This window comes from Pantoea sp. Ep11b, from assembly GCF_040783975.1.
In the GTDB taxonomy this organism is placed as follows: Bacteria; Pseudomonadota; Gammaproteobacteria; order Enterobacterales; family Enterobacteriaceae; genus Pantoea.
Window position 1 is genome coordinate 3,597,961 of the sequence record NZ_CP160631.1, and the last position, 24,360, is coordinate 3,622,320.

Consider the following 24,360-nt stretch of genomic DNA (forward strand, 5'->3'; position numbering starts at 1 on the left):
CGCGGATTAACGGCCGCCGGCAGCGTCAATGATGCTGCCGGTGACGTAAGAGGCCGCCTCACTGGCCAGCCAGACGATCGCTTCCGCCACCTCTTCAGCTTCACCGCCGCGTCCCATCGGGATCGCGCTGGCGAGCCGCTCCACTCTGCCTGCCTCGCCGCCATCGGCATGCATCTCTGTGTAAATAAATCCCGGACGAACGCCGTTCACCCGAATCCCCTGCTGCGCCACTTCCAGTGACAATCCGCGCGTCAGCGTATCCATTGCCCCTTTTGAGGCGGCGTAATCAACATATTCGCCCGGCGCACCGAGGCGGGACGCGGCCGATGAGACATTAACGATGGCCCCGCCCTGCCCGCCATGATGGGTCCCCATCCGCTTTACCGCCTCGCGGCAGCAGAGAAAGGTTCCGATAACGTTCGTGGCAAAGACCTTCTGCAGACGCGCCGCATCCAGCTCTTCGGTCCGGCACTGCTGAAACAGAATCCCGGCGTTGTTGACCAGTAACGTCAGCGGTTCCGGCTGCTGGTCGAGCTGCGCAAACAGGGCCATCACCTCTGCTTCATCGCTGATGTCTGCCCGGATCGCAAAGGCGTTACCTCCCTGCTGCCGGATCTGCGCCACCACCTGCCGGGCTTCCTCTTCACGCTGACGATAGTTCACCGCAACCCGGTATCCCCGTGCGGCCAGTAACCGCGCCGTGGCACGTCCGATGCCCCGACTGCCGCCTGTCACCAGTGCCAGTTTCATGCTGCTTCTCCGAAAAAAAAGGGCCGATGAATCGGCCCTTTAGGGGTTATTACTATTTGCTCTACTGATAGTCGCTCATCGGCACACAGGAGCAGAACAGGTTACGGTCACCAAAGACATCATCCAGACGTTTTACCGTCGGCCAGTATTTGTTGTGGCTGCCTGCCGGGAAGACCGCCAGTTCACGGCTGTAAGGGTGCGACCACTCACTGACGATTTCCAGCTGGGTATGCGGGGCATTTACCAGCGGGTTGTCGTCCAGCGGCCACTCCCCAGCGGCCACCCGATCGATCTCCATACGGATAGCCAGCATCGCGTCGATAAAGCGATCCAGTTCGATTTTGCTCTCTGACTCTGTCGGCTCGACCATCAGGGTGCCAGCGACCGGGAACGACATGGTCGGTGCATGGAAGCCGTAATCGATCAGGCGCTTCGCAATATCCAGCTCACTGATGCCGGTCTGCTCTTTCAGCGGACGGATGTCGAGAATACATTCGTGCGCCACGCGCCCGTCACGCCCGGTATAGAGCACCGGATAGGCGGATTTCAGGCGGCTGGCGATGTAGTTGGCGTTCAGAATTGCCACCGAACTGGCCTGTTTTAACCCCTCTGCGCCCATCATACGGATGTACATCCAGCTGATTGGCAGAATGGAGGCGCTGCCAAACGGCGCTGCGGAGACCGCCCCCTGCTGCGTCAGGATATCGTCGATCTGCATGACGCTATGTCCCGGTACAAAAGGCGCAAGGTGCGCTTTCACACCAATTGGCCCCATGCCCGGACCACCGCCGCCATGCGGGATGCAGAAGGTTTTATGCAGGTTCAGGTGCGAGACGTCCGCGCCGATGTAGCCCGGCGTGGTGATGCCGACCTGCGCGTTCATGTTCGCGCCATCCAGATAAACCTGACCGCCATGCTGATGCACAATCTGGCACACTTCACGGATCGTCTCTTCATAGACGCCGTGCGTAGACGGGTACGTCACCATAATGCAGGAGAGCTTATCGCCCGCCTGCGCCGCTTTTTCACGCAGATCGTTCAGGTCGATGTTGCCCTGCTTATCACAGGCCACCACCACCACGTCCATGCCCGCCATCTGCGCGGAAGCCGGATTGGTGCCGTGCGCCGAACCCGGGATCAGACAGAGGTGGCGATCGCCCTCGCCACGGCTTTCGTGGTAACGACGGATTGCCAGCAGTCCGGCATATTCGCCCTGCGCGCCGGAGTTAGGCTGCATACAGAGCGCATCATAGCCGGTGAGCTGTACCAGCCACTGAGAAAGCTGGCCGATCATCTGCAGGTAGCCGGTGGCCTGCTCAGCCGGGCAGAACGGATGCAGCTCCGCAAATTCCGGCCAGGTGATCGGGATCATCTCGGCGGCGGCGTTGAGCTTCATGGTGCAGGAGCCGAGCGGGATCAACGCCTGGTTCAGCGCCAGATCCTTTTTCTCCAGGCTGTGCATGTAGCGCATCATCTCGGTTTCGCTGTGATGACGATTGAATACCGGATGGGTCAGGATCTCACTCTGACGCTGCAGCCCCGCCGGAATAGCGTGGCCTGCACGGGCGACGTCACTGTCGAGCACGTCCAGATTCTGACCGTGATCATCGCCCAGCAGAATAGCGAACAGCGCCAGAATATCGTCGCGGCTGGTGGTTTCATCCAGCGTGATGCCGACCGCATTGTGAATGTCGCTGCGCAGGTTTACGCCAAAGCTCAGCGCGCGATTCAGCACAGCGGCTTTATCTGCCACCTCAACCGTCAGCGTGTCGAACCAGTGCTGATGGCGCAGTTTCAGGCCGCCCTGCTGCAGCCCGGCAGCCAGAATGCTGGTGAAGCGGTGAATGCGTGAGGCGATGCGTTTCAGACCCGCCGGGCCATGAAACACCGCATAGAGACCGGCGATGTTGGCGAGCAACACCTGTGAAGTACAGATGTTGGAGTTAGCCTTTTCACGACGGATATGCTGTTCGCGGGTCTGCATCGCCATACGCAGCGCAGTGTGGCCTGCGGCATCGCGTGACACCCCGATGATACGGCCAGGCATAGAACGCTTATGCTCGTCGCGGCTGGCGAAGAAGGCTGCGTGCGGGCCGCCGTAGCCCATTGGCACGCCAAAACGCTGGGCTGAACCAAAGACGATGTCTGCGCCCTGCCTGCCTGGTGCCTCCAGTAAAACCAGCGACATAAAGTCCGCCGCCATGCTCACCACCACTTTGCGCGCTTTCAGGTCGCCGATCAGCGCGCTGTAATCGTGCGCGTCACCGGTGGTGCCCACCTGTTGCAGCAGCACACCAAACAGGTCCTCATGCTCAACCGCCTTTTCTGCGCGATCGACGATCAGCTCAAAGCCAAAGGTCTCCGCACGGGTGCGGACCACATCCAGCGTCTGCGGATGAATATCATCGGCGATAAAGAATTTGTTGGCGTTTTTGAGCTTGCTGACGCGCTTTGCCATCGCCATCGCTTCTGCGGCGGCGGTCGCTTCATCCAGCAGAGAAGCTGAGGCGATATCCATGCCGGTGAGGTCCAGCGTCAGCTGCTGGAAGTTCAGCAACGCTTCCAGACGGCCCTGGGAAACTTCGGGCTGATAAGGGGTATAGGCCGTATACCAGCCTGGATTCTCCAGCATGTTACGCAGGATCACCGGCGGGGTGATCACCGCGCTGTATCCCATCCCAATCCAGGATTTGTAGCGCAGGTTCTGGCTGGCAATCGCTTTCAGTTCCGCCAGCGCCTGCTGTTCCGTGACGGCATCGCCCACCGCGGGCGGGCCTGGCAGCTGAATGTCTGCCGGCACAATCGTACCGATCAGCGCCTCCAGCGAACGGGCGCCAATGGCTTCGAGCATTAGCGCCTGCTGCTCAGGTGAAGGACCAATATGGCGCTCGATGAAGGCACCGTTGTGTTCAAGCTGGCTGAGAGTCTGGGTCATTAGCAGTAAATCCTGAATCGGGCTGGGGGAACCGGAGGTCAAACAGAAATCTGCGGCCTCACGGCGAGGCCGCCTGACGACTACTCGTCGATAGACGCTTTATAGGCATCTGCATCCAGCAGCGCGTCGATTTCAGACTCGTCGCTGGCTTTGATTTTAAATAACCAGCCGCCGTCATACGGCTCGCTGTTGACCTGCTCAGGTGAGTCGGTCAGCGCGTCGTTAACCGCGACCACTTCACCGCTGATCGGCGCATAAATATCTGAGGCGGCCTTAACGGACTCGGCAACGGCGCACTCTTCACCTGCGGCAAAGGTCGCGCCCACTTCCGGCAGGTCGACGAACACCATGTCGCCCAGTAACTCCTGCGCATGTTCCGTGATGCCTACGGTGTAACTGCCGTCAGCTTCTTTACGTACCCACTCGTGGCTGTCACGGTACTTCAACGTATTTGGCACATTGCTCATTGGCCCTTTCTCCTGAATAAAATTTACTGAGCGACCGGTTTACCGGCGCGGACAAAAACGGGACGGGTTACCTGGACCGGCATCTGGCGGTTACGGATCTCAACGATGGCGCTGCTGCCGATGCTGGCCGGTACGCACGCCAGGGCGATGCTGCAACCCAGTGTCGGTGAGAAAGAGCCGCTGGTGATGATCCCCTCCTGCAACTGCCCCTGACTATCGGTGAAGCGTACCGGCAGGCCGTTACGCAGCACCCCTTTTTCTGTGAGGATCAGCCCCACCAGCTTGTCGGTGCCCCGTTCGCGCTGCATTTCCAGCGCCTCCCGGCCGATGAAATCGCGATCGGTGGGTTCCCAGCAGATAGTCCAGCCCATATTGGCGGCCAGCGGGGAGACGCTTTCATCCATCTCCTGACCATAGAGGTTCATACCCGCTTCCAGTCGCAGCGTGTCGCGCGCGCCCAGTCCGGCGGGCTTAACGCCGGCAGCCAGCAGACGCTGCCAGAACCCGGCCGCTTCCGCAGCGGGTAAGGCAATCTCATAGCCCGCCTCTCCGGTGTAGCCGGTAGTGGCGATAAACAGATCACCCGACTCCACACCGAAGAAAGGTTTCATGCCCGCCACTGCCTCGCGCTGCGCTGCGGTGAACAGCGTCTGAGCTTTCTGCTGCGCCTGCGGACCCTGCACGGCGATCAGTGCCAGGTCATTGCGTTCGGCAATCGTGATGCCATAGCCTTCGGCGTGCTGCGCGATCCAGGCGAGATCCTTTTCACGGGTCGCGGAGTTAACCACCAGCCGGAAAAAAGTTTCGCTCATAAAGTAAACAATTAAATCGTCAATGACGCCACCTGAGGCATTCAGCATGCCGGTATAGAGCGCTTTTCCCGGCTGAGTCAGTTTTGCCACATCGTTTGCCAGCAGATAACGCAGAAACTCACGGGTCCGCGGGCCCGTCAGATCGACAATGGTCATGTGGGAGACGTCAAACATACCGGCGTCGGTGCGCACCACATGATGCTCATCCATCTGCGAGCCATAGTGCAGCGGCATCATCCAGCCGTGAAAATCCACCATGCGGGCACCGCAGGCCTGATGCTGTTCAAACAGAGGTGTTTGCTGAGTCATAACGATCCTGTGCAGAAGCGAGTGAGTGCAAAAGTGCGCCGGCGTTCAGCACCGACGCAAACGTTCTCTTACGGCTGACGTTACCACCGAATCTGAAGATTAACCATAAGCAAACCGGGGGCGAAATCAGAAGCACAGCCTAACCAGGAAGGGGAGGCAGCAGGATAAAAAACTGCGATTTTGTGATTAATCGCGCAATAAATGCAGGTCTTCTAAATATACGTAGCAAATTTATGCGAGACGACGTCCGGGATGTTAAAAAAATGCCAGCCGCAGAAACGTCGGAAATGAAAAAAACTAATGCGAATTGAGCGGCAAAATTAGAATAAATCAAATGAGGAACCCTGCTGGTGCAGCGTTGCCTTTTTAGGGTGCAGAGGGCGTTAAGCGATAAAAAAAGCCAGCGCAGGCTGGCTTTCAGAGGGGGGATATTAGCGGAGCCAGGCGGGCAAGTCGTTCAGCCCCATCGCCTGCTTCAGCATCATCGGCTTGACGCCCGGCAGACGATCGGCCAGTTTCAGGCCCACGTCGCGCAGCAGTTTTTTCGCCGGATGATTACCCGCAAACATTTCACGGAAGCCCTGCATGCCTGCCAGCATCATGGCCGCGCTGTGCTTGCGGCTGCGCTCGTAGCGGCGCAGGTAGAGGTGCTGACCGATATCTTTTCCCTGCTGATGCAGGCGGCGAATTTCACCAATCAGCTCAGCGGCATCCATAAAGCCCAGGTTCACGCCCTGGCCTGCCAGCGGATGAATGGTGTGCGCCGCGTCGCCCACCAGCGCCAGACGGTGCGCAGCGAACTGACGGGCATAGCGCGCCACCAGCGGGAACGATTTGCGTTCACTCTCCAGCTGGCACAGGCCAAGCCGCATATCAAACGCCACGGCGAGCTGCTGATTGAACAGCGCGTCCGGCATGGTTTCCAGACGGCTCGCCTCCTGCGGTGAGAGCGACCAGACAATCGAGCTCAGATGCGGGTCCTGCATCGGCAGGAAGGCCAGAATGCCGTCGCCGTGGAACACCTGACGGGCCACCGCGTCATGCGGCTTTTCCGTGCGAACGTTGGCCACTAACGCGTGATGATCGTAATCCCAGAAGGTCAGCGGGATGTCAGCCTTGTTGCGCAGCCAGGAGTGGGCACCGTCGGCGGCAATCATCAGTCGCGCACTCAGCATGGTGCCATCCTGCAGGGTAATAAAGGCTTCGTTGTCACCAAAGGCAACCTGCTGCAGCTGCGCGGGCGCCATGATCGTAACATCGCTGCACTCAGTGGCGCGCTGCCAGAGCGCATGATGAATGACCGGATTCTCGATGATATGGCCCAGATGCGACAGGCCCTGCTGCTGATCGTCAAAGGCGATGGTGCCGAAACTGTCTCTGTCCCACACTTCCATACCGTGATACGCGCGGCATCGCTGTGAGAGAATGGCCGACCAGACATCGAGCTTCTGCAGCAGCCGTTCGCTGGCGGCATTGATGGCTGACACGCGAATGGAGGGTGACGCACTCAGCGCCATCGATGGCTCTGGCGATTTCTCCAGCACGGCAATGCGCAGTCCGCTGCCCTGCAGGCCACAGGCTACCGCCAGTCCCACCATACCGCCACCGGCAATCACCACATCAAAAGTTTGCATCTGAGCCTCTTTATTAACGCTTGACCCAGCCAAGCGTGCGCTCGGCCAGTTGATTTCGTAGCCACGGCAGATGATCCATCGCCAGCAGGCCCAGGTTACGTCCCGCCACCAGCGGTCCATAACGATTTGCGAAGATGCGCACCAGCCCGTCGGTGATGCCGATGGTGGCAGTGCGGTCGGCCTGGCGACGCTGCTGATAGTGATGCAGCACCGGATAACTGCCGGGATCCTGCTGTTGCCGATGGGCGGCGGCCAGCGTTTCAGCCAGCGACATCACATCGCGCAGCCCCAGGTTAAAGCCCTGCCCGGCAATCGGATGCAGCGTCTGAGCCGCATTGCCGACGACCGCCACGCGGTGCGCAATCGGTGACACCGCCTGATGCAGCGCCAGCGGATAATATTCGCGCCGGCCGGTATGGGTAAATTTGCCCAGTCGCCAGCCAAAGGCGCGCTGCAGCTGGCTGAGAAAGTCGGCGTCGCTCCATTGTGCAACCCGGTCGCGCTGCGTGTCCGGATGACACCAGACCAGCGACAGGCGGTTGTCGGACATCGGCAGCAGCGCCAGCGGGCCATGCTCGGTGAAACGTTCAAACGCCCGTCCCTGATGCGGCAGTGCCGCAGAGACATTCGCGATCACAGCAATCTGCTGATAGGCCTCTCTCTGCCACTGGATGCCGCAGGAGGCGGCCAGCGCAGAGCGCGTCCCATCTGCCGCGATCAGCAGCTGACCGCTGAGCCGCTCGTCATTATCCAGCGTCACCTCCACCTGCTGCGCGGTACGCTCCGCGCGGACTACGCGGGCCGGACAGCGCAGAGTGACACCCGGGGCCTTTTTCAGCTCCGCAAACAGCCGCTGCCCGACGTCGAACAGACCGACCACCTGCCCCAGCGCCGGAATAGCGTAATCTGCTGCCGTCAGCGAGACAAAACCGGCGTGACCCCGGTCAGAAACGTGGATATCGGTAATCGGCGTGGCACAACTGGCGATGTGCTGCCACAGGTTAATGTCCGCCAGTTGCTGGCAGGTGCCGGCAGAAAGCGCAATTGCACGGCCATCAAAACCCGGATGCGCGCGGCTGCCCGGCTCGCTGCTTTCAATCAGCGTAACCGGCAGCGTGCCCTGAGTCAGGTGGGAGATCGCCAGCGCCAGCGTCGCCCCGGTCATGCCGCCACCGGCAATCAGAATCGTCATGCCTGTCGAGCCGCCGCCATCAATGCTTCAATCTCATCGGCCTCTTTCACGACGCTGTCGGTGAGATTCTCGATGCCGGTTTCGGTGATCACGATGTCATCTTCGATGCGGATACCAATCCCGCGATAGCGGGCGGGCACATCCGCATCCGGCGCGATATAGAGGCCAGGCTCGACGGTTAACACCATGCCTGGCTCCAGAATCCGATCGCGGCTGGGGGTGCCATAATGACCGACATCATGCACATCCAGACCCAGCCAGTGGCTCAGACCATGCATAAAGAATGCGCGATGCGCCTCTTCCGCGATCAGGGTATCGACATCACCCTCCAGGATCTCCAGCTCCACCAGCCCCGTGACCATGATGCGTACCACTTCATCATTCACTTCACGGATGCTGACGCCGGGACGGAACAGCTCAAGCGAGCGTTTCAGGGAGGCCAGTACGATGTCATAGATAGCGCGCTGGGCCGGGCTGAATTTGCCGTTCACCGGGAAGGTTCGGGTGATGTCGCCTGCATAGCCCTGGAACTCGCAGCCCGCATCGATCAGCACCAGATCGCCATCGCGCATCTCACTTTCATTTTCGGTGTAATGCAGAATGCAGCCGTTTTCGCCCGCGCCCACGATGGTGTTATAGGAGGGATAACGTGCACCGTGACGGGTAAATTCGTGATGAATTTCCCCTTCGAGCTGATACTCGAACATGCCCGGCTGACAGGTCTGCATCGCGCGGGTATGCGCCAACGCGGATATCTCCCCGGCACGGCGTAGCAGCGCGATCTCATCCTCATCTTTAAACAGGCGCATCTCATGCACCCACGGACGCCAGTCCGTCACGGTCGCTGGCGCACTGAGATTCTGGCGGAACCCGCGGCGCAGCTTATCCAGCGCGCCGGAGACCAGCGTATCCGCGTAGGCGTATTCGCCCTGCGCGTGGTAGATCACATCCAGGCCGTTGAGCAGCAGGTGAAGCTGTTCGCCGATGTCGTTCCAGGGTAAAGCGCGATCGACGCCCAGTTTTTCCGGCGCCGCCTGCTGGCCCAGCCTGCGGCCAGACCAGATTTCTGCGTTGGGATCGCGTACCCGGTTAAACAGCACGCTGTGGTTATGATTTTCATCGCTTTTAATCAACACCAGCAGCGCCTGCGGTTCATTGAACCCGGTGAAATACCAGAAATCGCTGCTCTGGCGGAACGGATACTCGCTGTCGTTACTGCGGGTTACTTCGGGCGCAGCAAAAATCAGCGCTGCGCTTCCTGGCGCCATCTCCGCCAGCAGTGCCTGACGGCGCTGCAGGAATCGTTCCAGTGAAATCATTTCTGCACTCCCTGTAAACTGACCGGTTAAACGGGTTGCCCTGAAATCAGTGTAGCGTCGGCTTCTGAACTTCTGGCGCGGTGGGCTGCGGACGGGTGAAGCTGTCGTGACACAGCAGTGCCGCCACGCGCACATATTCGATCACCTCTTCCAGCGACTGCTCCAGCTCTTCCTGGTCTTCATCTTCTTCGTAACCGAGCTGTGCAATCGTGCGCAGATCGTCGATAGCTTCGCCGGTTTCACCGGTGACTTTATCCAGTTTAGGCTGTGTTACGCCCAGGCCGAGCAGAAAATGGTTAACCCAGCCGGCCAGCGCGTCGGCGCGGTCAAAGACGGTGATGTCATCGTCAGCGGGCAGAAGCAGCTGAAACAGGAAACCGTCATCTTCCAGTGTAGTCGCCGTGTGTTCATGCAGCGCCGCCAGTGGCACGGCAAGAGTGTGTGAAAACGCCATGCCTTCGTTAGCCAGATCGTGTACCAGCGTCTTCCAGCTGGTGTCCTGGTTACCGCCGCAAAGGATGCCGCTCAGGAGACCGTGCATTTCTGCTGGTGTCATTCCCACACCCTGCTGTGAGAGTACGGCGGCAAGCGCGTTGTAATCGGGGGTTGCGTTCTGTAAGGACATAAGTTTTCATCGTCGTTGGCAGAATAAGTTCGTGTTATGCTACCACTAGCTGCCTCAAGGTTTCCAGAAAAGGGGTTGTATCTTATTTCGTGGGTCTATATAGTTGCCCGCCTCCCAAGCCATTGACTGCTAAGGGAGTTGCGAGCGAAGTAATCAGTCAGGAAGGTGGCATGTCTGCACAACCGGTAGATTTACAAATTTTTGGTCGTTCGTTGAGAGTGAATTGTCCGCCAGAGCAGCAAGATGCGCTCAATAGCGCGGCTGACGATCTCAATCAACGGTTGCAAGATCTAAAAGTTCGCACTAGAGTCACAAATACAGAACAACTGGTGTTCATCGCCGCGTTAAACATCTGCCACGAGCTGGCGCAGGAGAAAGTGAAAACGCGCGACTATGCTGCTAATATGGAACAGCGCATCCGTATGTTGCAGCAGACGATTGAACAGGCACTGGTTGAGCAGGGTCGCATCTCTGAACGTGAAGGTGCGAAGTTCGAATAAAACTTCATGGTTGCTCTGTGTCAGGCAACGGTGAGGTAAATTTTCTCTGAGATGTTTGCATGTGGGCCAGTCCCCTGAGCCGATATTTCGAAAAAACAGAATGTGACGCTCTGTAACCTGTGTGCATGCTCGGTTCGTCCGAGAAGCCTGATGGTTACGACGGCATGTTCACCTTGAACCAAGGGTTCAAGGGTTACAGCCTGCGGCGGCATCTCGGAGATCTCCCTTCTTTTCGTCCTGCTTTTTTCCCCCGACCGACATGTTATAGTGGCTGCTCAGCGGCTTATCCGGCGGGGAAATCATGTCAGAACCTTCCATGACACAACGTCAGGCGATTCGTCAGCAGGTCCGCCATCTGCGGCGTGCTCTGACCGATGAGCAGCAGGCTCAGGCGGCGGAACAGCTCGCTGAACTCGCCCTGAACTTCGCGCCACTCTCTGCGGCAGACACTGTGGCGCTGTTCCTCTCTGTCGATGGTGAGCTCAATACCCGGCCACTGATCGCCCGGCTCTGGCACCTGAAAAAAACGGTCTGCCTGCCGGTGTTACACCCCTTCTCTCCCGGTCATTTACTCTTTTTACGCTACACGCCCGACACCCCGTTGATGACGAACAGGCTGGGCATCCCGGAACCGCCGCTGGATATCCGGCAGTTGATCACGCTGGAGCAGCTGGATCTGATGCTGGTGCCGCTGGTGGCATTCGATCGCCACGGGCAGCGGCTGGGAATGGGCGGCGGCTTCTACGATCGCACGCTGCAGCACTGGCGGCAGCACGGCTTCCTGCCCGTGGGTGTGGCGCACGACTGTCAGCAGGTAGAGGAGTTGCCGGTAGCAGAGTGGGATGTGCCGCTGCCTGCGGTCATCACGCCGTCGACGCTCTGGCAGTGGGAGTAGCAGCGCCCTTTTCAGACGGCTGAAAAACCCGATCGGGCAGAAAAAAGAGTGCAGCGTAAAAGGAACGGGCTCAGCCGCAAAGCAGCCTGAGCCTGACGTTGCTGACAACGGGAAGTGGCGCGACCTTGCACCACCTCCTGTCTGAACGACTTAGTAAAGCAGACGGGCGCGGATGGTGCCCGGAATGGCCTTCATCAGCTGCAGGGCTTTATCCGCCACTTCTGGCTCCGCATCAATATCGATCACCACATAGCCCATAAATGGCGAGGTCTGCAGATACTGCGCGGCAATGTTGATGCCCTGCTCCGCAAAAATCTGGTTGATGGCCGTCAGCACACCCGGACGGTTCTCATGGATATGCAGCAGACGGCTGGCGCTGATACCGTGGATCGGCAGCGACACCTCCGGGAAATTCACCGCTGACAGGGTTGATCCGTTGTCGGAGTATTTCGCCAGCTTGCCCGCCACTTCAATCCCGATGTTCTCCTGCGCTTCTTCCGTTGAGCCGCCAATGTGCGGCGTCAGGATTACGTTATCGAACTCGCTCAGCGGAGAGATGAAAGGATCGCTGTTGGTGGCCGGCTCGACCGGGAAGACGTCGATAGCAGCGCCACCCACCTGCTTGCTGGCCAGCGCGTCGCACAGCGCCGGAATATCGACTACGGTACCGCGTGAGGCGTTAATCAGCAGCGCACCAGGCTTCATCTGTGCCAGCTGCTCTGCACCAATCATATCCTGCGTGGAGAGGGTTTCCGGTACGTGCAGGCTGACAACATCGCTCATGTTAAGCAGATCGGCCAGATGACGAACCTGGGTGGCGTTACCCAGCGGCAGCTTGTTTTCAATGTCGTAGAAGAAGACGTGCATCCCCAGGCTTTCCGCCAGCACGCCCAGCTGCATACCGATGTGACCGTAACCGATGATACCCAGCTTCTTGCCGCGCGCTTCAAACGACCCTTTGGCATTCTTGTTCCAGATGCCACGGTGAGCTTTCGCATTCGCTTCCGGGATGCCACGCAGCATCAGCAGCATCTCACCAATCACCAGTTCCGCTACTGAGCGGGTATTGGAGAACGGCGCGTTGAACACGGGGATCCCGCGGCTGGCCGCAGCGTCCAGGTCCACCTGGTTGGTCCCGATACAGAAACAGCCCACGGCAACCAGCTTTTCAGCCGCGGCAAAAATCTCTTCAGTGAGCTGGGAGCGGGAACGGATACCAATGAAATGCGCATCGCGGATCGATGCTTTTAATGCGTCAGAGTCCAGTGCGCCCTTGTGGAATTCGATGTTGGTGTAGCCTGCTGCCCGCAGGTTATCCAGCGCACTCTGATGGACACCTTCCACCAGCAGGAACTTAATCTTATCTTTTTCCAGTGATACCTTTGCCATTTCCCGATCCTATTCAGCGTTCAATGAGGACTACCATAAGCCAGCCTTCTGTCAAAATATCAAAAAAATCGCGTCCGGCAATACAAACGATTGCCCGAAGGCCAGCACGGCAACGGCTGACGGCAGCACATTGCCGGACAAAATCATGAGGTGGGCGTGGAAGAGAGAACGAACCCGCTGCCGATGACAGTTATGTGACATAAGTCACCAAATTTCATCCTGGCGAGAAAAGATGATTTGCAGGCAGAAATAACCGGCGCCGGAGTGACGCCGGCCAGATCATCTTTTGATGGTTTTCACCCCATCCGGCCCGCCGATCAGCGCGATATCGGCACCGCGCGCGGCAAACAGGCCAACGGTAACCACGCCTGGCAGGGCATTGATAGTTTTTTCCAGTTCGATCGGGTCGAGGATACGCAGATTATGCACGTCGAGAATAATGTTGCCGTTGTCGGTAACCACGTTCTGACGATACTCCGGCAGGCCCCCCATTTTCACCAGTTCACGCGCCACGTAGCTGCGCGCCATCGGGATCACCTCAACCGGCAGCGGAAAACGGCCCAGGATATCCACCTCTTTGGAGGCGTCCGCAATGCAGATAAAGGTCTGCGCCACCGCGGCCACGATTTTCTCCCGCGTCAGCGCCGCCCCGCCGCCTTTGATCATCTGCATCCGGGGATTGATCTCATCCGCGCCATCGACATAGATCGACAGCTGGTCAACCTCGTTCAGATCGAACACCTGAATGCCCAGGCTTTTCAGCTTCTGGGTCGAGGCATCGGAGCTGGAGACGGCACCGTCAATCTGATGTCTGACCGTGGCAAGCGCATCGATAAAGTGGGACGCGGTCGATCCGGTACCGACACCAACAATAGTGCCTGGCTGCACGTACTCAAGTGCAGCCCAGCCAACGGCTTTTTTCAGTTCATCCTGGGTCATGGTATGTTTAAAACCTGTGCGACAACGAAGTGCGCGTAGTATAAAACAAGGCTTGCTGAAAATGCGCGGCTGACCGACGTGGATTTATCGGTTTGGAAGCCAGCCCACAAAAACAAGTGAGCCATCACCGGTGACACTTCTGTGGCATAGTGACGTCCACCCTGAAGGAGAGAAAACAAAAATGAAACGCCCGGATTATCGAACGCTTCAGGCGCTGGATTCAGTGATCCGCGAACGCGGATTTGAGCGTGCTGCACAGAAATTGTGCATCACTCAGTCGGCGGTGTCGCAGCGCATCAAGCAGCTGGAGAACCTGTTTGGTCAGCCGCTGCTGGTGCGCACGGTGCCACCGCGGCCCACCGAACAGGGTCAGAAACTACTGGCATTACTGCATCAGGTGGAACTGCTGGAAGAGGAGTGGCTGGGCGATGAGAACAGTGGCACCACGCCGCTGCTGCTGTCGCTGGCGGTCAACGCCGACAGTCTGGCAACCTGGCTGTTGCCTGCGCTGAAGGATGTGCTGGCAGACTCGCCAGTGCGCCTTAACCTGCAGGTTGAAGATGAGACCCGCACGCAGGAGCGCCTGCGTCGCGGTGAAGTCGTCGGTGCGGTCAGTATCCAGCCGCAGCCTCTGCCCAGTTGCCTGGTGGATCAGCTCGGCGCGCTCGACTACCTGTTCGTGGCGTCGCGTGACTTTGCCGATCGCTTCTTCCCCAACGGCGTCACACGCTCGGCCCTGCTGAAAGCGCCTGCGGTGGCGTTTGATCATCTTGACGATATGCATCAGGCCTTTCTGCAGCAGAACTTTGACCTGTCACCCGGCAGCGTGCCCTGCCACATCGTGAACTCCTCGGAGGCTTTTGTGCAGATGGCACGCCAGGGCTCGACCTGCTGTATGATCCCGCATCTGCAGATTGAGCGTGAGCTGGCGAGCGGTGAGTTGATCGATCTGACGCCGGGCCTCTATCAGCGCCGGATGCTCTACTGGCATCGGTTTGCGCCAGAAAGCCGGTTAATGCGCCGGGTGACCGATGCGCTGATTGCGCATGGACATCGGGTGCTGCGTCAGGATGAGGCCGCCGCCTGAAAACAAAAACGGGGCATCAGCCCCGTTTTTTTATTGTGCCGCGTTGGGCTTGATCTCAAACACCACATCGACCTGATCGTCAAAGTTGATGCTCTGCTGATCGTAGGTCTCCTGCGCAGAAGTCTCTGGTGCCGCCGCCGCTTTATACATGCGGTTCATCGGCATCGGCTGATAGTTGGCAACCTGATAGCGAATGCTGTAGATCGGCCCCAGCTTCGCGTTGAATCCTTCCGCCAGCTGAGAGGCCTGCTGGGTCGCATTCTGAATCGCCGCTTTACGCGCCTGCTCTTTGTAGCTCTCCGGGTTGGCCACGCCTAACTCGACGCTGCGAACCTCGTTCAGACCGGACTTCAGCGCCCCATCCAGCAGATCGTTCAGCTTATCCAGCTGACGCAGCGTGACCTGCACCTGACGGACGGCACGGTAGCCTTTCAGCACCGATTTCCCCTCTTTGGTATAGTCATACTCAGGCTGAGTGCTCAGGTTAGCGGCATCGATATCTTTCTTCTCAATACCGTTTTTCTGCAGAAAATCGAAATATTGTGCAACCCGGCTGTCCGCCTGCTTTTTCGCATCGGCAGCGTCTTTGGATGAGACATTCACCACAATAGAGAGCGTGGCGATATCGGGACGGGCATCGACTATTGCCTTGCCTGAGGTCACCACGTGGGGCCCGTTTGGTAACTCATCAGCGTGTACGCCAGGCAGTGCCCCGGCGCTCATGATTGCGGCCAGAGCCAATGCTTTCAGTTTCATGAAAGTCCTCCTTGAAAAGGTCACTATGACGGCTTCTAACCGGCGAAGCCCAGCAGCGCATCGGTATGCGCCATGCTTTGAGTGGTCATTATGGCAAAAGTTCGCCCGCCATGCGGCAATTACCGGCACGGATCGCGGGCCGGGATCAAAAACCAGCCATACCCTGGCGTGCCAGCTGCAGGGCGATAAACCACATGACCGCGCCGACCAGCAGATTGATGATGCGCTGTGCTCTCACCGTGCGCAGTCGCGGAGAGAGCCACGCTGCCAGCAGCGCCAGACCGAAGAACCACAGAACCGATGCGCTGATGGTCCCCAGTGCGAACCACTGGCGCGCTGTGGTGGTCGGCAGCTGACCGCCCAGACTGCCCAGTACCACAAAAGTATCAAGGTAGACGTGCGGATTGAGCCAGGTGACCGCCAGCAGCGTTGCGATAATCCGCCCGCGGCCCTGCTTTAACAGCTCGCCATCCGCCAGATCGGCGTCGCCGCGAAAAGCACTGCGCAGCGCACCCCAGCCGTACCACAACAGAAAGGCAACGCCTGCCCAGGTGATCGCCATCAGCAGCAGCGGCGACTGGTTCAGCAGTGCGCTGCCGCCGAAGATCCCGCCACAAATCAGCAGAATATCGCTCAGCGAGCAGAGTGCCGCCGTCATCAGATGATACTGACGCTTCACACCCTGATTCATGACAAACGCGTTCTGTGGGCCCAGTGGCAGGATCAGCGCAGCACCCAGGGCAAGCCCCTGAAAATAGAGAGATAACACGGAATAACTTCCTCACAGGATTGGATGTGATGAAGTATAAGGAGAGAAGATAATAAGCGGAAATTGAAAGATTTAATCTGCGATTAGCAAAATTAATGGGCGACTGCAGCCGCCCAAAAGGATTACTGCGGCTGTGCCCCGGCTGAAGCGGCCTCCGGCTGACGGCTGGTGTGCAGATGCACATCCATCTGCGGATAAGGAATACCGATACCTTTCTCATCCAGCGCCCGCTTGAAGTTCTTCATCAGGTCCCAATAGACATTCTGCAGGTCTCCACTGTTACTCCAGCAGCGCACTACGAAGTTGAGAGAGGAGGCAGCCAGCTCGTTCAGGCCGATCTGAATGCCCTTATCTTTCAGCACGCGGCTATCAGCTTCAACCACCTGCTGCAGTAAGGCGATCACCTCATCCACATCCGCGTCATAGGCGACGCCAATGATAAATTCATTGCGGCGAACCGGTTCGCGCGAGAAGTTAACGATGTTGCCACTAATGATCTTGCCGTTGGGCACGACCACAATTTTGCCATCTGCCGTGCGCAGTGTAGTGGAGAAGATCTGCACATGCAGGACGGTGCCCATGACGCCGCCCAGATCGACAAATTCACCGGTCCGGAACGGACGGAAGGTCACCAGCAGTACGCCAGCCGCCAGGTTTGAGAGCGAGCCCTGTAAGGCCAGACCCACGGCCAGACCGGCGGCACCCAGCACGGCGATCACCGAGGCGGTCTGGACGCCAATGCGTCCCAGCGCGGCGATCAGCGTAAAGGCGATGACGCCGTAACGCACCAGTGCAGAGAGGAAATCCGCGACCGTGGCGTCGATGTGACGGGCGCGCAGCAGGCGATTGACCGTGTTAGAGATAATGCGGGCGATAATCATCCCGACAATAAGAATGGCGATGGCCGCAACGATATTAACGGCATAGCTGAGGATCAGCGCCTGATTGCGTATCAGCCAGTTGCCCGCGTTATTGATGCCGTCGACGACGTGTAACTCTTCCATTAATAAGCCCTGTTGTTAGATTCCCATCGGGGAATGACAAAACTGCCAGATGTAATCCGACACCCTGCTAACAAGGGTAATCAATTATCGGATGAAGTGCCAAATCCCCCCGGCTTCCGGCAGGCTTAACGCATAAAAAAAGGCCCTTTCGGGCCTTTTTTGTACGGTAACGGATAAAGGTTACAGAACGTCGACAGCGTTAAGCTCTTTGAAAGCCTGCTCCAGACGCACGACCATCGAGGACTGGGCAGAACGCAGCCAGACGCGTGGGTCGTAATATTTTTTGTTTGGCTTGTCGTCGCCTTCCGGGTTACCCAGCTGCGACTGCAGATAGCCTTCGTTCTTTTTGTAGTACTGCAGAATGCCGTCCCAGGTCGCCCATTGGGTATCGGTATCGATGTTCATCTTGATCACGCCGTAGCTGATAGACTCTTCGATTTCTGCTGCTGAAGAACCTGAACCGCCGTGGAAAACGAAGTCCAGCGCGTTGTGCGGCAGGCCATGTTTTTCACACACGAATTTCTGCGAATCGCGCAGGATGGTCGGGGTCAGTTTGACGTTGCCTGGCTTGTAAACGCCGTGAACGTTACCGAATGAGGCCGCAATGGTGAAGCGTGGGCTGATCGCATGCAGTTTTTCGTACGCGTAGTTCACATCTTCTGGCTGGGTGTAAAGTGCTGACGCGTCCATGTGGCTGTTATCCACGCCATCTTCTTCACCACCGGTGCAGCCCAGTTCGATCTCCAGGGTCATGTCGAGTTTCGCCATGCGCGCCAGGTACTTACTGCTGATTTCGATGTTCTCTTCCAGAGACTCTTCTGACAGGTCGATCATGTGAGATGAGAAGAGTGGCTTACCATTTTTCTGGAAATACTCTTCGCCCGCGTCCAGCAGACCGTCAATCCACGGCAGCAGTTTCTTGGCACAGTGGTCGGTGTGCAGGATAACCGGCACGCCATACTGCTCTGCCATCAGGTGAACGTGGTGTGCACCGGCGATCGCACCGAAGATGGCCGCGGCCTGTGGCTTGTCACTCTTGAAGCCTTTACCCGCGATAAAGGCTGCACCGCCGTTAGAGAACTGGATGATGATTGGCGCTTTCACTTTCGCTGCAGCTTCGAGTGCCGCATTGATGGAGTCGGTGCCGACGCAGTTTACGGCTGGCAGTGCGAATTTGTTCTCTTTTGCAACTTTGAAGATCTTCTGTACGTCATCACCAGTGACAACGCCGGGTTTTACGAAATCAAAAATTTTAGACATGATTGTGTCCTGTTTCGTGACCGTTGTTCCCCTTAAGGAACGTCGATTTAAACGCCCAGTCGGGCAAGACTTCAGGCGATGCCGTCAGGCATCGCCCCCAAAGGATTACTGCTTCGCACGCTCTTCCAGCATGGCAACGGCCGGCAGTTTTTTGCCTTCCACGAACTCCAGGAATGCGCCGCCGCCGGTCGAGATGTAGGAAATTTTGTCTTCAATGCCGAACAGATCGATAGCCGCTAAGGTATCGCCGCCGCCTGCTACAGAGAACGCGTCGCTGTCTGCAATGGCATTAGCCACGATCTCGGTGCCTTTACGGAAGTTAGGGAACTCAAACACGCCTACCGGGCCGTTCCACAGGATGGTTTTAGCATCCTTCAGGATCGCAGCCATCGCCTGTGCGGTTTCATCACCAAAGTCCATAATCTCTTCGTTATCCGCCACTTCCGAAACCTTTTTCACGGTTGAAGGGGCAGTTTCAGAGAATTCCGTGCCGACGCGGGAGTCAACCGGAACCGGGATACCATACTGGTCGCGCAGGCCTTTAGCCGCTTCCACGAAGTCTGGCTCATAGAGTGATTTACCGACCTTGTTGTCGATAGCCACGAAGGTGTTAGCGATGCCGCCGCCGACAATCACGGTGTCCGCGATTTTCACCAGCGACTGCAGCACGTCAAATTTTGTAGAGACTTTAGAGCCACCGACGACCGCAACCAGCGGACGCTCAGGGTTGCTCATTACTTTACCCAGCGCTTCCAGCTCAGCAGAGAGCAGCGGGCCTGCACAGGCGACAGGGGCAAATTTGCCGACGCCGTGGGTAGAGGCTTGTGCGCGGTGCGCGGTACCAAAGGCATCCATCACAAACACGTCACACAGGGCAGCATATTTTTTAGACAGCGCTTCGTCGTCTTTCTTTTCGCCTTTGTTGAAGCGAACGTTTTCCAGAACGACCAGCTCGCCAGCGCCGACGTCAACGCCGTCGAGGTAATCTTTAGCCAGCGTCACGGTGGTGCCGTTCAGCTTCTCTTTCAGGTAGTTAACTACCGGCAGCAGTGAGAACTCTTCGTTGTATTCACCTTCGGTCGGACGACCCAGGTGAGAGGTAACCATTACTTTCGCGCCCTGTTTCAACGCCGCTTCAATGGTTGGCAGTGAAGCACGGATACGTGCATCAGACGTCACTTTACCTTCTTTAACAGGTACGTTCAGATCGGCACGGATCAGCACGCGTTTGCCAGCCAGATCCAGATCGGTCATCTTAATTACAGACATGGTGAATCCTCTCGTTGATTCTCATAAGTTTTGCCAGACGCAAACCGCGTCTTACCTGAAACCACTTGCGGCCATCGCTAACGTCGTGTCGAGCATCCGGTTAGCGAAGCCCCATTCGTTGTCACACCAGACCAGGGTCTTGATAAGGTGTTGACCACTGACCCGCGTTTGTGTTCCATCCACAATGGCACTGTGCGGATCATGGTTAAAATCGACTGAGACTAACGGTAATTCCGTATAGTCAACTATACCACGAAATGCCCCCTCTGCTGCGCTTTGCAGCAGGGTGTTCACCTCACACGCCTTCACGGCCTGGCGCACAGAGACGCTGAGATCGATGGCCGTGACGTTAATGGTCGGCACACGCACGGCTATCGCCTCAAAGCGATCGTTGAATTTCGGAAAAATGCGGGTGATTCCGGCCGCCAGACGCGTATCGACCGGAATGATCGACTGACTGGCGGCGCGGGTGCGACGCAGATCGCTGTGATAGGCGTCGATCACCTGCTGATCGTGCATCGCGGAGTGGATCGTGGTGACGGTGCCGGACTCGATGCCAAATGCGTCATCCAGCAGTTTGATCACCGGAATAATGCAGTTGGTGGTACAGGAGGCGTTGGAGACGATGCGGTCGCTGGCCGTCAGATCCTGCTGGTTCACGCCATACACGACGGTCGCGTCGAGGTCATGGCCGCCGGGATGCGAGAAGAGTATCTTCTTCGCCCCCGCCTGCAGATGCGCTTCGCCATCAGCGCGCGAGCCGTAGACGCCCGTGCAGTCCAGCACTATATCCACATCCAGTTCGCGCCAGGGAAGATCGGCAATGGCGGCGCGGTGCAGAATGCGCAGGGTGTCGCCCCCGACACAGAGCATATCGCGCTCCTGGCGTACATCGAAAGCAAAACGGCCGTGGCTGGTGTCATATTTCAGCAGGTGCGCCATACCGGTGGCTTCTGCCAGTTCGTTGATGGCGACCACGGTGATTTCCGCCCGCCGGCCCGTTTCATAGAGCGCGCGCAGGACGTTGCGTCCAATCCGGCCAAAACCATTTATCGCTACCCGTACCGTCATTTCTCTCCTGCCACGTCAGACTGAAAAAAACGTGCCGTTAGCCTGAGCGTTTCACTGCATTTTGTACAGGAGATTCTTACCCGGCATTGTCCGAAACCAGGGCGATCTGCCCGGCGACTGAAACGGTTCAGCTACAATAATAGAAGGAAGGAATAACGGGAATGACTGTGATCAATCTGCCTGCTTAAATTTGGATCTGCATCACAAAAACGGGCAAAAATCAGTTATTACTGCAGGAATAAAAGAGGAAAAAGGGACGAAAAGATCGTCCCCGAGTTTTACTGCCAGGCGGGTGAAGCGCCGCCTGGCCGCGTTTTTACGCCAGCAGCGCCTTCGCTTTCGCGACCACGTTGTCGACGGTAAAGCCAAACAGTTCAAACAGCTGATCCGCAGGAGCAGATTCGCCAAAGCTGGTCATGCCCACAATCGCGCCGTTCAGGCCGGTGTATTTGAACCAGTAATCTGCGATGCCCGCTTCAATAGCAACGCGTGCGCTGACCGCTTTCGGCAGCACAGATTCACGGTACTCTTCGCTCTGCTTGTCGAAAGCATCGGTCGATGGCATGGAGACCACGCGCACTTTACGGCCTTCGCTGGTCAGTTTATCCCAGGCGCCTACTGCCAGTTCCACTTCTGAACCGGTAGCGATCAGGATCAGCTCCGGCGTACCTTCACAGGTTTTCAGCACGTAGCCGCCGCGCGCGACGTTCGCCAGCTGTGCAGCATCACGTTCCTGCTGCGCCAGGTTCTGACGGGAGAAGATCAGCGCCGTCGGGCCATCTTTACGCTCAATAGCATATTTCCACGCCACCGCAGACTCCACCTGGTCGCAAGGACGCCACAGGCTCATGTTTGGCGTGGTGCGCAGGCTCGCCATCTGCTCAACCGGCTGATGCGTCGGGCCATCTTCGCCCAGACCAATGGAGTCATGGGTGTAGACCATGATCTGACGGATCTTCATCAGGGCCGCCATACGCGCGGCGTTACGCGCATACTCCACAAACATCAGGAAGGTTGCGGTGTAAGGCAGGAAGCCGCCGTGCAGCGCCAGGCCATTGGCGATGGCGGTCATACCGAACTCGCGCACGCCGTAATGGATGTAGTTACCGGCCGCATCTTCATTGATCGGCTTAGAGCCGGACCAGATGGTCAGGTTACTTGGCGCCAGATCGGCTGAGCCACCCAGGTACTCTGGCAGAATTTTACCAAAGGCTTCAATGGCGTTCTGTGAGGCCTTACGGCTGGCAATCTTCGCCGGGTTGGCCTGCAGCTGCTCAACAAATTTCTGTGACTCTTCCTGCCAGTTCGCCGGCAGCTCGTTGCTGACGCGACGTGTGAACTCAGCCGCCAGCTCCGGATGCGCCTGCGCATAGGCAGCAAATTTCTCATTCCAGGCAGACTCTTTCGCCTGACCCGCTTCTTTCGCGTCCCACTCAGCGTAGATTTCAGAAGGGATCACAAACGGTGCGTGGTTCCAGCCCAGCTGTTTGCGGGTCAGTGCTACTTCGTCATCGCCCAGCGGCGCGCCGTGAGAGTCGTGGGTGCCCGCTTTGTTCGGTGAACCGAAGCCGATCACGGTTTTGCACATCAGCAGTGAAGGCTTGTCGCTGACGCTTTTCGCTTCGTCGATCGCTTTAGCAATCGCGTCTGCATCGTGGCCATCGATGCCACGGATCACATGCCAGCCGTACGCTTCAAAGCGCTTCGCGGTGTCATCAGTGAACCAGCCATCAATGTGACCGTCGATAGAGATACCGTTGTCATCATAGAAGGCCACCAGCTTGCCCAGCTTCAGGGTTCCCGCCAGCGAGCAGACTTCGTGAGAGATGCCTTCCATCATGCAGCCATCGCCCATGAAGACATAGGTGTTGTGGTCTACGATATCATGACCCGGACGGTTGAACTGGGCTGCCAGTGTGCGCTCAGCAATCGCGAAGCCAACGGCGTTAGCAATGCCCTGCCCCAGCGGGCCGGTGGTGGTTTCCACGCCTGCGGTGTAGCCATATTCCGGATGACCTGGAGTTTTTGAGTGCAGCTGGCGGAAGTTTTCCAGCTCGCTCATCGGCAGATCGTAGCCGGTCAGGTGCAGCAGGCTGTAGATCAGCATTGAGCCGTGACCGTTAGAGAGCACGAAACGGTCGCGGTCAGCCCACTGCGGGTTCGTTGGGTTGTGGTTCAGATAGCCGCGCCAGAGGACTTCAGCGATGTCCGCCATACCCATCGGGGCACCCGGATGTCCCGACTTCGCTTTCTGTACTGCATCCATACTTAACGCACGAACGGCGTTGGCAAGCTCTTTACGAGAGGGCATTTTCTACTCCAGGTCGGATTAATGCTTCGCACCTTAACTTATTGTTATTAATGAGTTAGCGGGCAAAACAAGGAAAAAGTTGCCCATCAATGTACATGAAAATCGGGGCAAAAGTACATGCTGTAAAACGCTAAATGCAGCCGCTTCGTCTGGCTTTTCCGGCCAACTCTGCTAGCAAAGTGCGGACGGGCACGCTATAACCAAAACGTTTATTCACCTGACTGCGTTTCAGGTGTTTGTTTTTCTTACCTTGTTATGAATGGGATAGAGCATGAAAATCCAGAAAACGGTATGTGCGCTGGGGCTGGCGACGCTGCTCAGCGGCTGTCAGGGTTTAGACAATAACGGGCTGATGCAGTCGGGCGCACAGGCGTTTCAGGCTTATACCCTGAGCGACGATCAGGTAAAGCAGCTGAGCGATCAATCCTGTGAGCAGATGGACAAGGATAATCAGATCGCCCCGGCAAACAGCGACTATCAGCAGCGGCTGAACAAGATCGCGGCCGCGCTGGGCGATAACATTAATGGCGTGCCGGCTAACTACAAGGTCTATCAGACCAAAGATGTCAACGCCTGGGCGATGGCAAACGGCTGTATCCGTGTTTACAGCGGCCTGATGGATATGATGACCGACAACGAAGTTGAAGGCGTGCTGGGCCATGAGATGGGCCACGTCGCGCTGGGCCATACGCGCAAGGCGATGCAGCTGGCGTATGCCACCACCGCCGCCCGCACGGCCGCCGCGTCGGTGGGGGGTGTAATCGGCTCCCTGTCGCAGTCGCAGCTGGGCGAAATGGGTGAAAAGCTGGTTAACGCCCAGTTCTCTCAGTCTCAGGAGTCGCAGGCGGATGATTACTCTTACGATCTGATGAAGAAGCGCAACATCAACCCGATGGGTCTGGTGACCAGTTTCGAGAAGCTGGCGAAGCTGGAACAGGGTCGTCAGAGTTCAATGTTTGACTCTCACCCGGCCTCTGAAGCGCGTGCGGAGCATATTCGTGAGCGCATCGCGGCAGACGCGAAGTAACGTCAAAGGCGGGTGCAGCCGGAGGGATGCGCCCGCCATG

General features: G+C 57.7%; 21 protein-coding genes and 1 other RNA gene. 5 read left to right on the plus strand and 17 right to left on the minus strand.

Features of this window, described 5'->3' with window-relative positions:
- Window positions 1-6: 6 nt before the first annotated feature.
- From AB1748_RS16885 to AB1748_RS16920, 8 genes are all read right to left on the minus strand, one after another.
- Complete coding sequence (locus tag AB1748_RS16885) at window positions 7-750, minus strand: SDR family oxidoreductase (RefSeq protein ID WP_293770426.1); 744 nt, start codon at window positions 748-750, stop codon at window positions 7-9.
- Window positions 751-811: 61 nt separating this feature from the next.
- Window positions 812-3,685 carry an aminomethyl-transferring glycine dehydrogenase gene (gcvP, locus tag AB1748_RS16890; protein ID WP_367395807.1) on the minus strand — a complete coding sequence of 958 codons (2,874 nt, stop codon included), beginning with the start codon at window positions 3,683-3,685 and terminating at the stop codon, window positions 812-814.
- A gap of 80 nt (window positions 3,686-3,765) precedes the next feature.
- Window positions 3,766-4,152: a glycine cleavage system protein GcvH gene (gcvH, locus tag AB1748_RS16895; protein ID WP_111142084.1), complete on the minus strand. Its 387-nt coding sequence runs from the start codon at window positions 4,150-4,152 to the stop codon at window positions 3,766-3,768.
- A 23-nt stretch (window positions 4,153-4,175) separates the two neighbouring features.
- Window positions 4,176-5,273 (minus strand): glycine cleavage system aminomethyltransferase GcvT, encoded by a 1,098-nt coding sequence (gene gcvT / locus AB1748_RS16900; RefSeq protein WP_367395808.1) that lies wholly within the window; start codon window positions 5,271-5,273, stop codon window positions 4,176-4,178.
- 431 nt (window positions 5,274-5,704) lie between these two features.
- Entirely contained in the window at window positions 5,705-6,907 is a 1,203-nt protein-coding gene (gene ubiI / locus AB1748_RS16905) for an FAD-dependent 2-octaprenylphenol hydroxylase (protein WP_111142082.1), read from the minus strand.
- Window positions 6,908-6,920: 13 nt separating this feature from the next.
- Entirely contained in the window at window positions 6,921-8,099 is a 1,179-nt protein-coding gene (ubiH, locus tag AB1748_RS16910) for a 2-octaprenyl-6-methoxyphenyl hydroxylase (protein WP_111142081.1), read from the minus strand.
- Window positions 8,096-9,418 carry a Xaa-Pro aminopeptidase gene (gene pepP, locus AB1748_RS16915; protein ID WP_367395809.1) on the minus strand — a complete coding sequence of 441 codons (1,323 nt, stop codon included), beginning with the start codon at window positions 9,416-9,418 and terminating at the stop codon, window positions 8,096-8,098. The genes ubiH and pepP overlap by 4 nt, the downstream gene beginning before the upstream one ends.
- A gap of 46 nt (window positions 9,419-9,464) precedes the next feature.
- Window positions 9,465-10,043 carry a YecA family protein gene (locus AB1748_RS16920; RefSeq protein WP_111140634.1) on the minus strand — a complete coding sequence of 193 codons (579 nt, stop codon included), beginning with the start codon at window positions 10,041-10,043 and terminating at the stop codon, window positions 9,465-9,467.
- Window positions 10,044-10,213: 170 nt separating this feature from the next.
- On the opposite strand from AB1748_RS16920, the gene zapA reads away from it, so the two are divergent.
- The 3 genes from zapA to AB1748_RS16935 all read left to right on the plus strand — a co-directional run bounded on the left by zapA (window position 10,214) and on the right by AB1748_RS16935 (window position 11,438).
- The gene (gene zapA / locus AB1748_RS16925; RefSeq protein ID WP_111140635.1) at window positions 10,214-10,543 is read left to right on the plus strand and encodes a cell division protein ZapA; all 330 of its coding nucleotides are present in this window, start codon (window positions 10,214-10,216) and stop codon (window positions 10,541-10,543) included.
- A 40-nt stretch (window positions 10,544-10,583) separates the two neighbouring features.
- Window positions 10,584-10,767, plus strand: a non-coding RNA gene (gene ssrS, locus AB1748_RS16930) — 6S RNA.
- 77 nt (window positions 10,768-10,844) lie between these two features.
- Window positions 10,845-11,438: a 5-formyltetrahydrofolate cyclo-ligase gene (locus AB1748_RS16935; RefSeq protein WP_367395810.1), complete on the plus strand. Its 594-nt coding sequence runs from the start codon at window positions 10,845-10,847 to the stop codon at window positions 11,436-11,438.
- 150 nt (window positions 11,439-11,588) lie between these two features.
- Here AB1748_RS16935 and serA read toward each other — a convergent pair whose 3' ends face one another.
- Together serA and rpiA are read right to left on the minus strand one after the other, a co-directional pair.
- Window positions 11,589-12,827 (minus strand): phosphoglycerate dehydrogenase, encoded by a 1,239-nt coding sequence (serA, locus tag AB1748_RS16940; RefSeq protein WP_111140637.1) that lies wholly within the window; start codon window positions 12,825-12,827, stop codon window positions 11,589-11,591.
- A 279-nt stretch (window positions 12,828-13,106) separates the two neighbouring features.
- On the minus strand, window positions 13,107-13,766 hold the full coding sequence (gene rpiA, locus AB1748_RS16945; RefSeq protein ID WP_111140638.1) for a ribose-5-phosphate isomerase RpiA: 660 nt from the start codon (window positions 13,764-13,766) through the stop codon (window positions 13,107-13,109).
- 181 nt (window positions 13,767-13,947) lie between these two features.
- Here rpiA and AB1748_RS16950 point away from each other — a divergent pair, with 181 nt between their 5' ends.
- Entirely contained in the window at window positions 13,948-14,853 is a 906-nt protein-coding gene (locus tag AB1748_RS16950) for a LysR family transcriptional regulator ArgP (RefSeq protein ID WP_111140639.1), read from the plus strand.
- Between the two features lie 30 nt (window positions 14,854-14,883).
- Here AB1748_RS16950 and AB1748_RS16955 read toward each other — a convergent pair whose 3' ends face one another.
- From AB1748_RS16955 to tkt, 7 genes are all read right to left on the minus strand, one after another.
- The gene (locus AB1748_RS16955; RefSeq protein ID WP_367395811.1) at window positions 14,884-15,609 is read right to left on the minus strand and encodes an oxidative stress defense protein; all 726 of its coding nucleotides are present in this window, start codon (window positions 15,607-15,609) and stop codon (window positions 14,884-14,886) included.
- Between the two features lie 145 nt (window positions 15,610-15,754).
- Window positions 15,755-16,378: an arginine exporter ArgO gene (gene argO, locus AB1748_RS16960; RefSeq protein ID WP_111140641.1), complete on the minus strand. Its 624-nt coding sequence runs from the start codon at window positions 16,376-16,378 to the stop codon at window positions 15,755-15,757.
- Window positions 16,379-16,500: 122 nt separating this feature from the next.
- Window positions 16,501-17,382, minus strand: a complete 882-nt coding sequence (gene mscS / locus AB1748_RS16965) for a small-conductance mechanosensitive channel MscS (protein WP_293774601.1) — start codon at window positions 17,380-17,382, stop codon at window positions 16,501-16,503.
- A gap of 180 nt (window positions 17,383-17,562) precedes the next feature.
- Window positions 17,563-18,642, minus strand: coding sequence for a class II fructose-bisphosphate aldolase (gene fbaA / locus AB1748_RS16970; RefSeq protein ID WP_111140643.1), 1,080 nt, complete (start codon window positions 18,640-18,642; stop codon window positions 17,563-17,565).
- A gap of 105 nt (window positions 18,643-18,747) precedes the next feature.
- Window positions 18,748-19,911 carry a phosphoglycerate kinase gene (pgk, locus tag AB1748_RS16975; protein ID WP_111140644.1) on the minus strand — a complete coding sequence of 388 codons (1,164 nt, stop codon included), beginning with the start codon at window positions 19,909-19,911 and terminating at the stop codon, window positions 18,748-18,750.
- A 51-nt stretch (window positions 19,912-19,962) separates the two neighbouring features.
- On the minus strand, window positions 19,963-20,982 hold the full coding sequence (gene epd / locus AB1748_RS16980; protein ID WP_293774596.1) for an erythrose-4-phosphate dehydrogenase: 1,020 nt from the start codon (window positions 20,980-20,982) through the stop codon (window positions 19,963-19,965).
- A gap of 316 nt (window positions 20,983-21,298) precedes the next feature.
- The gene (gene tkt, locus AB1748_RS16985; RefSeq protein ID WP_111140646.1) at window positions 21,299-23,293 is read right to left on the minus strand and encodes a transketolase; all 1,995 of its coding nucleotides are present in this window, start codon (window positions 23,291-23,293) and stop codon (window positions 21,299-21,301) included.
- Between the two features lie 271 nt (window positions 23,294-23,564).
- Between tkt and AB1748_RS16990 the strand changes: the two genes are divergently transcribed.
- Window positions 23,565-24,320, plus strand: coding sequence for a M48 family metallopeptidase (locus tag AB1748_RS16990; protein ID WP_111140647.1), 756 nt, complete (start codon window positions 23,565-23,567; stop codon window positions 24,318-24,320).
- Window positions 24,321-24,360: the final 40 nt, after the last annotated feature.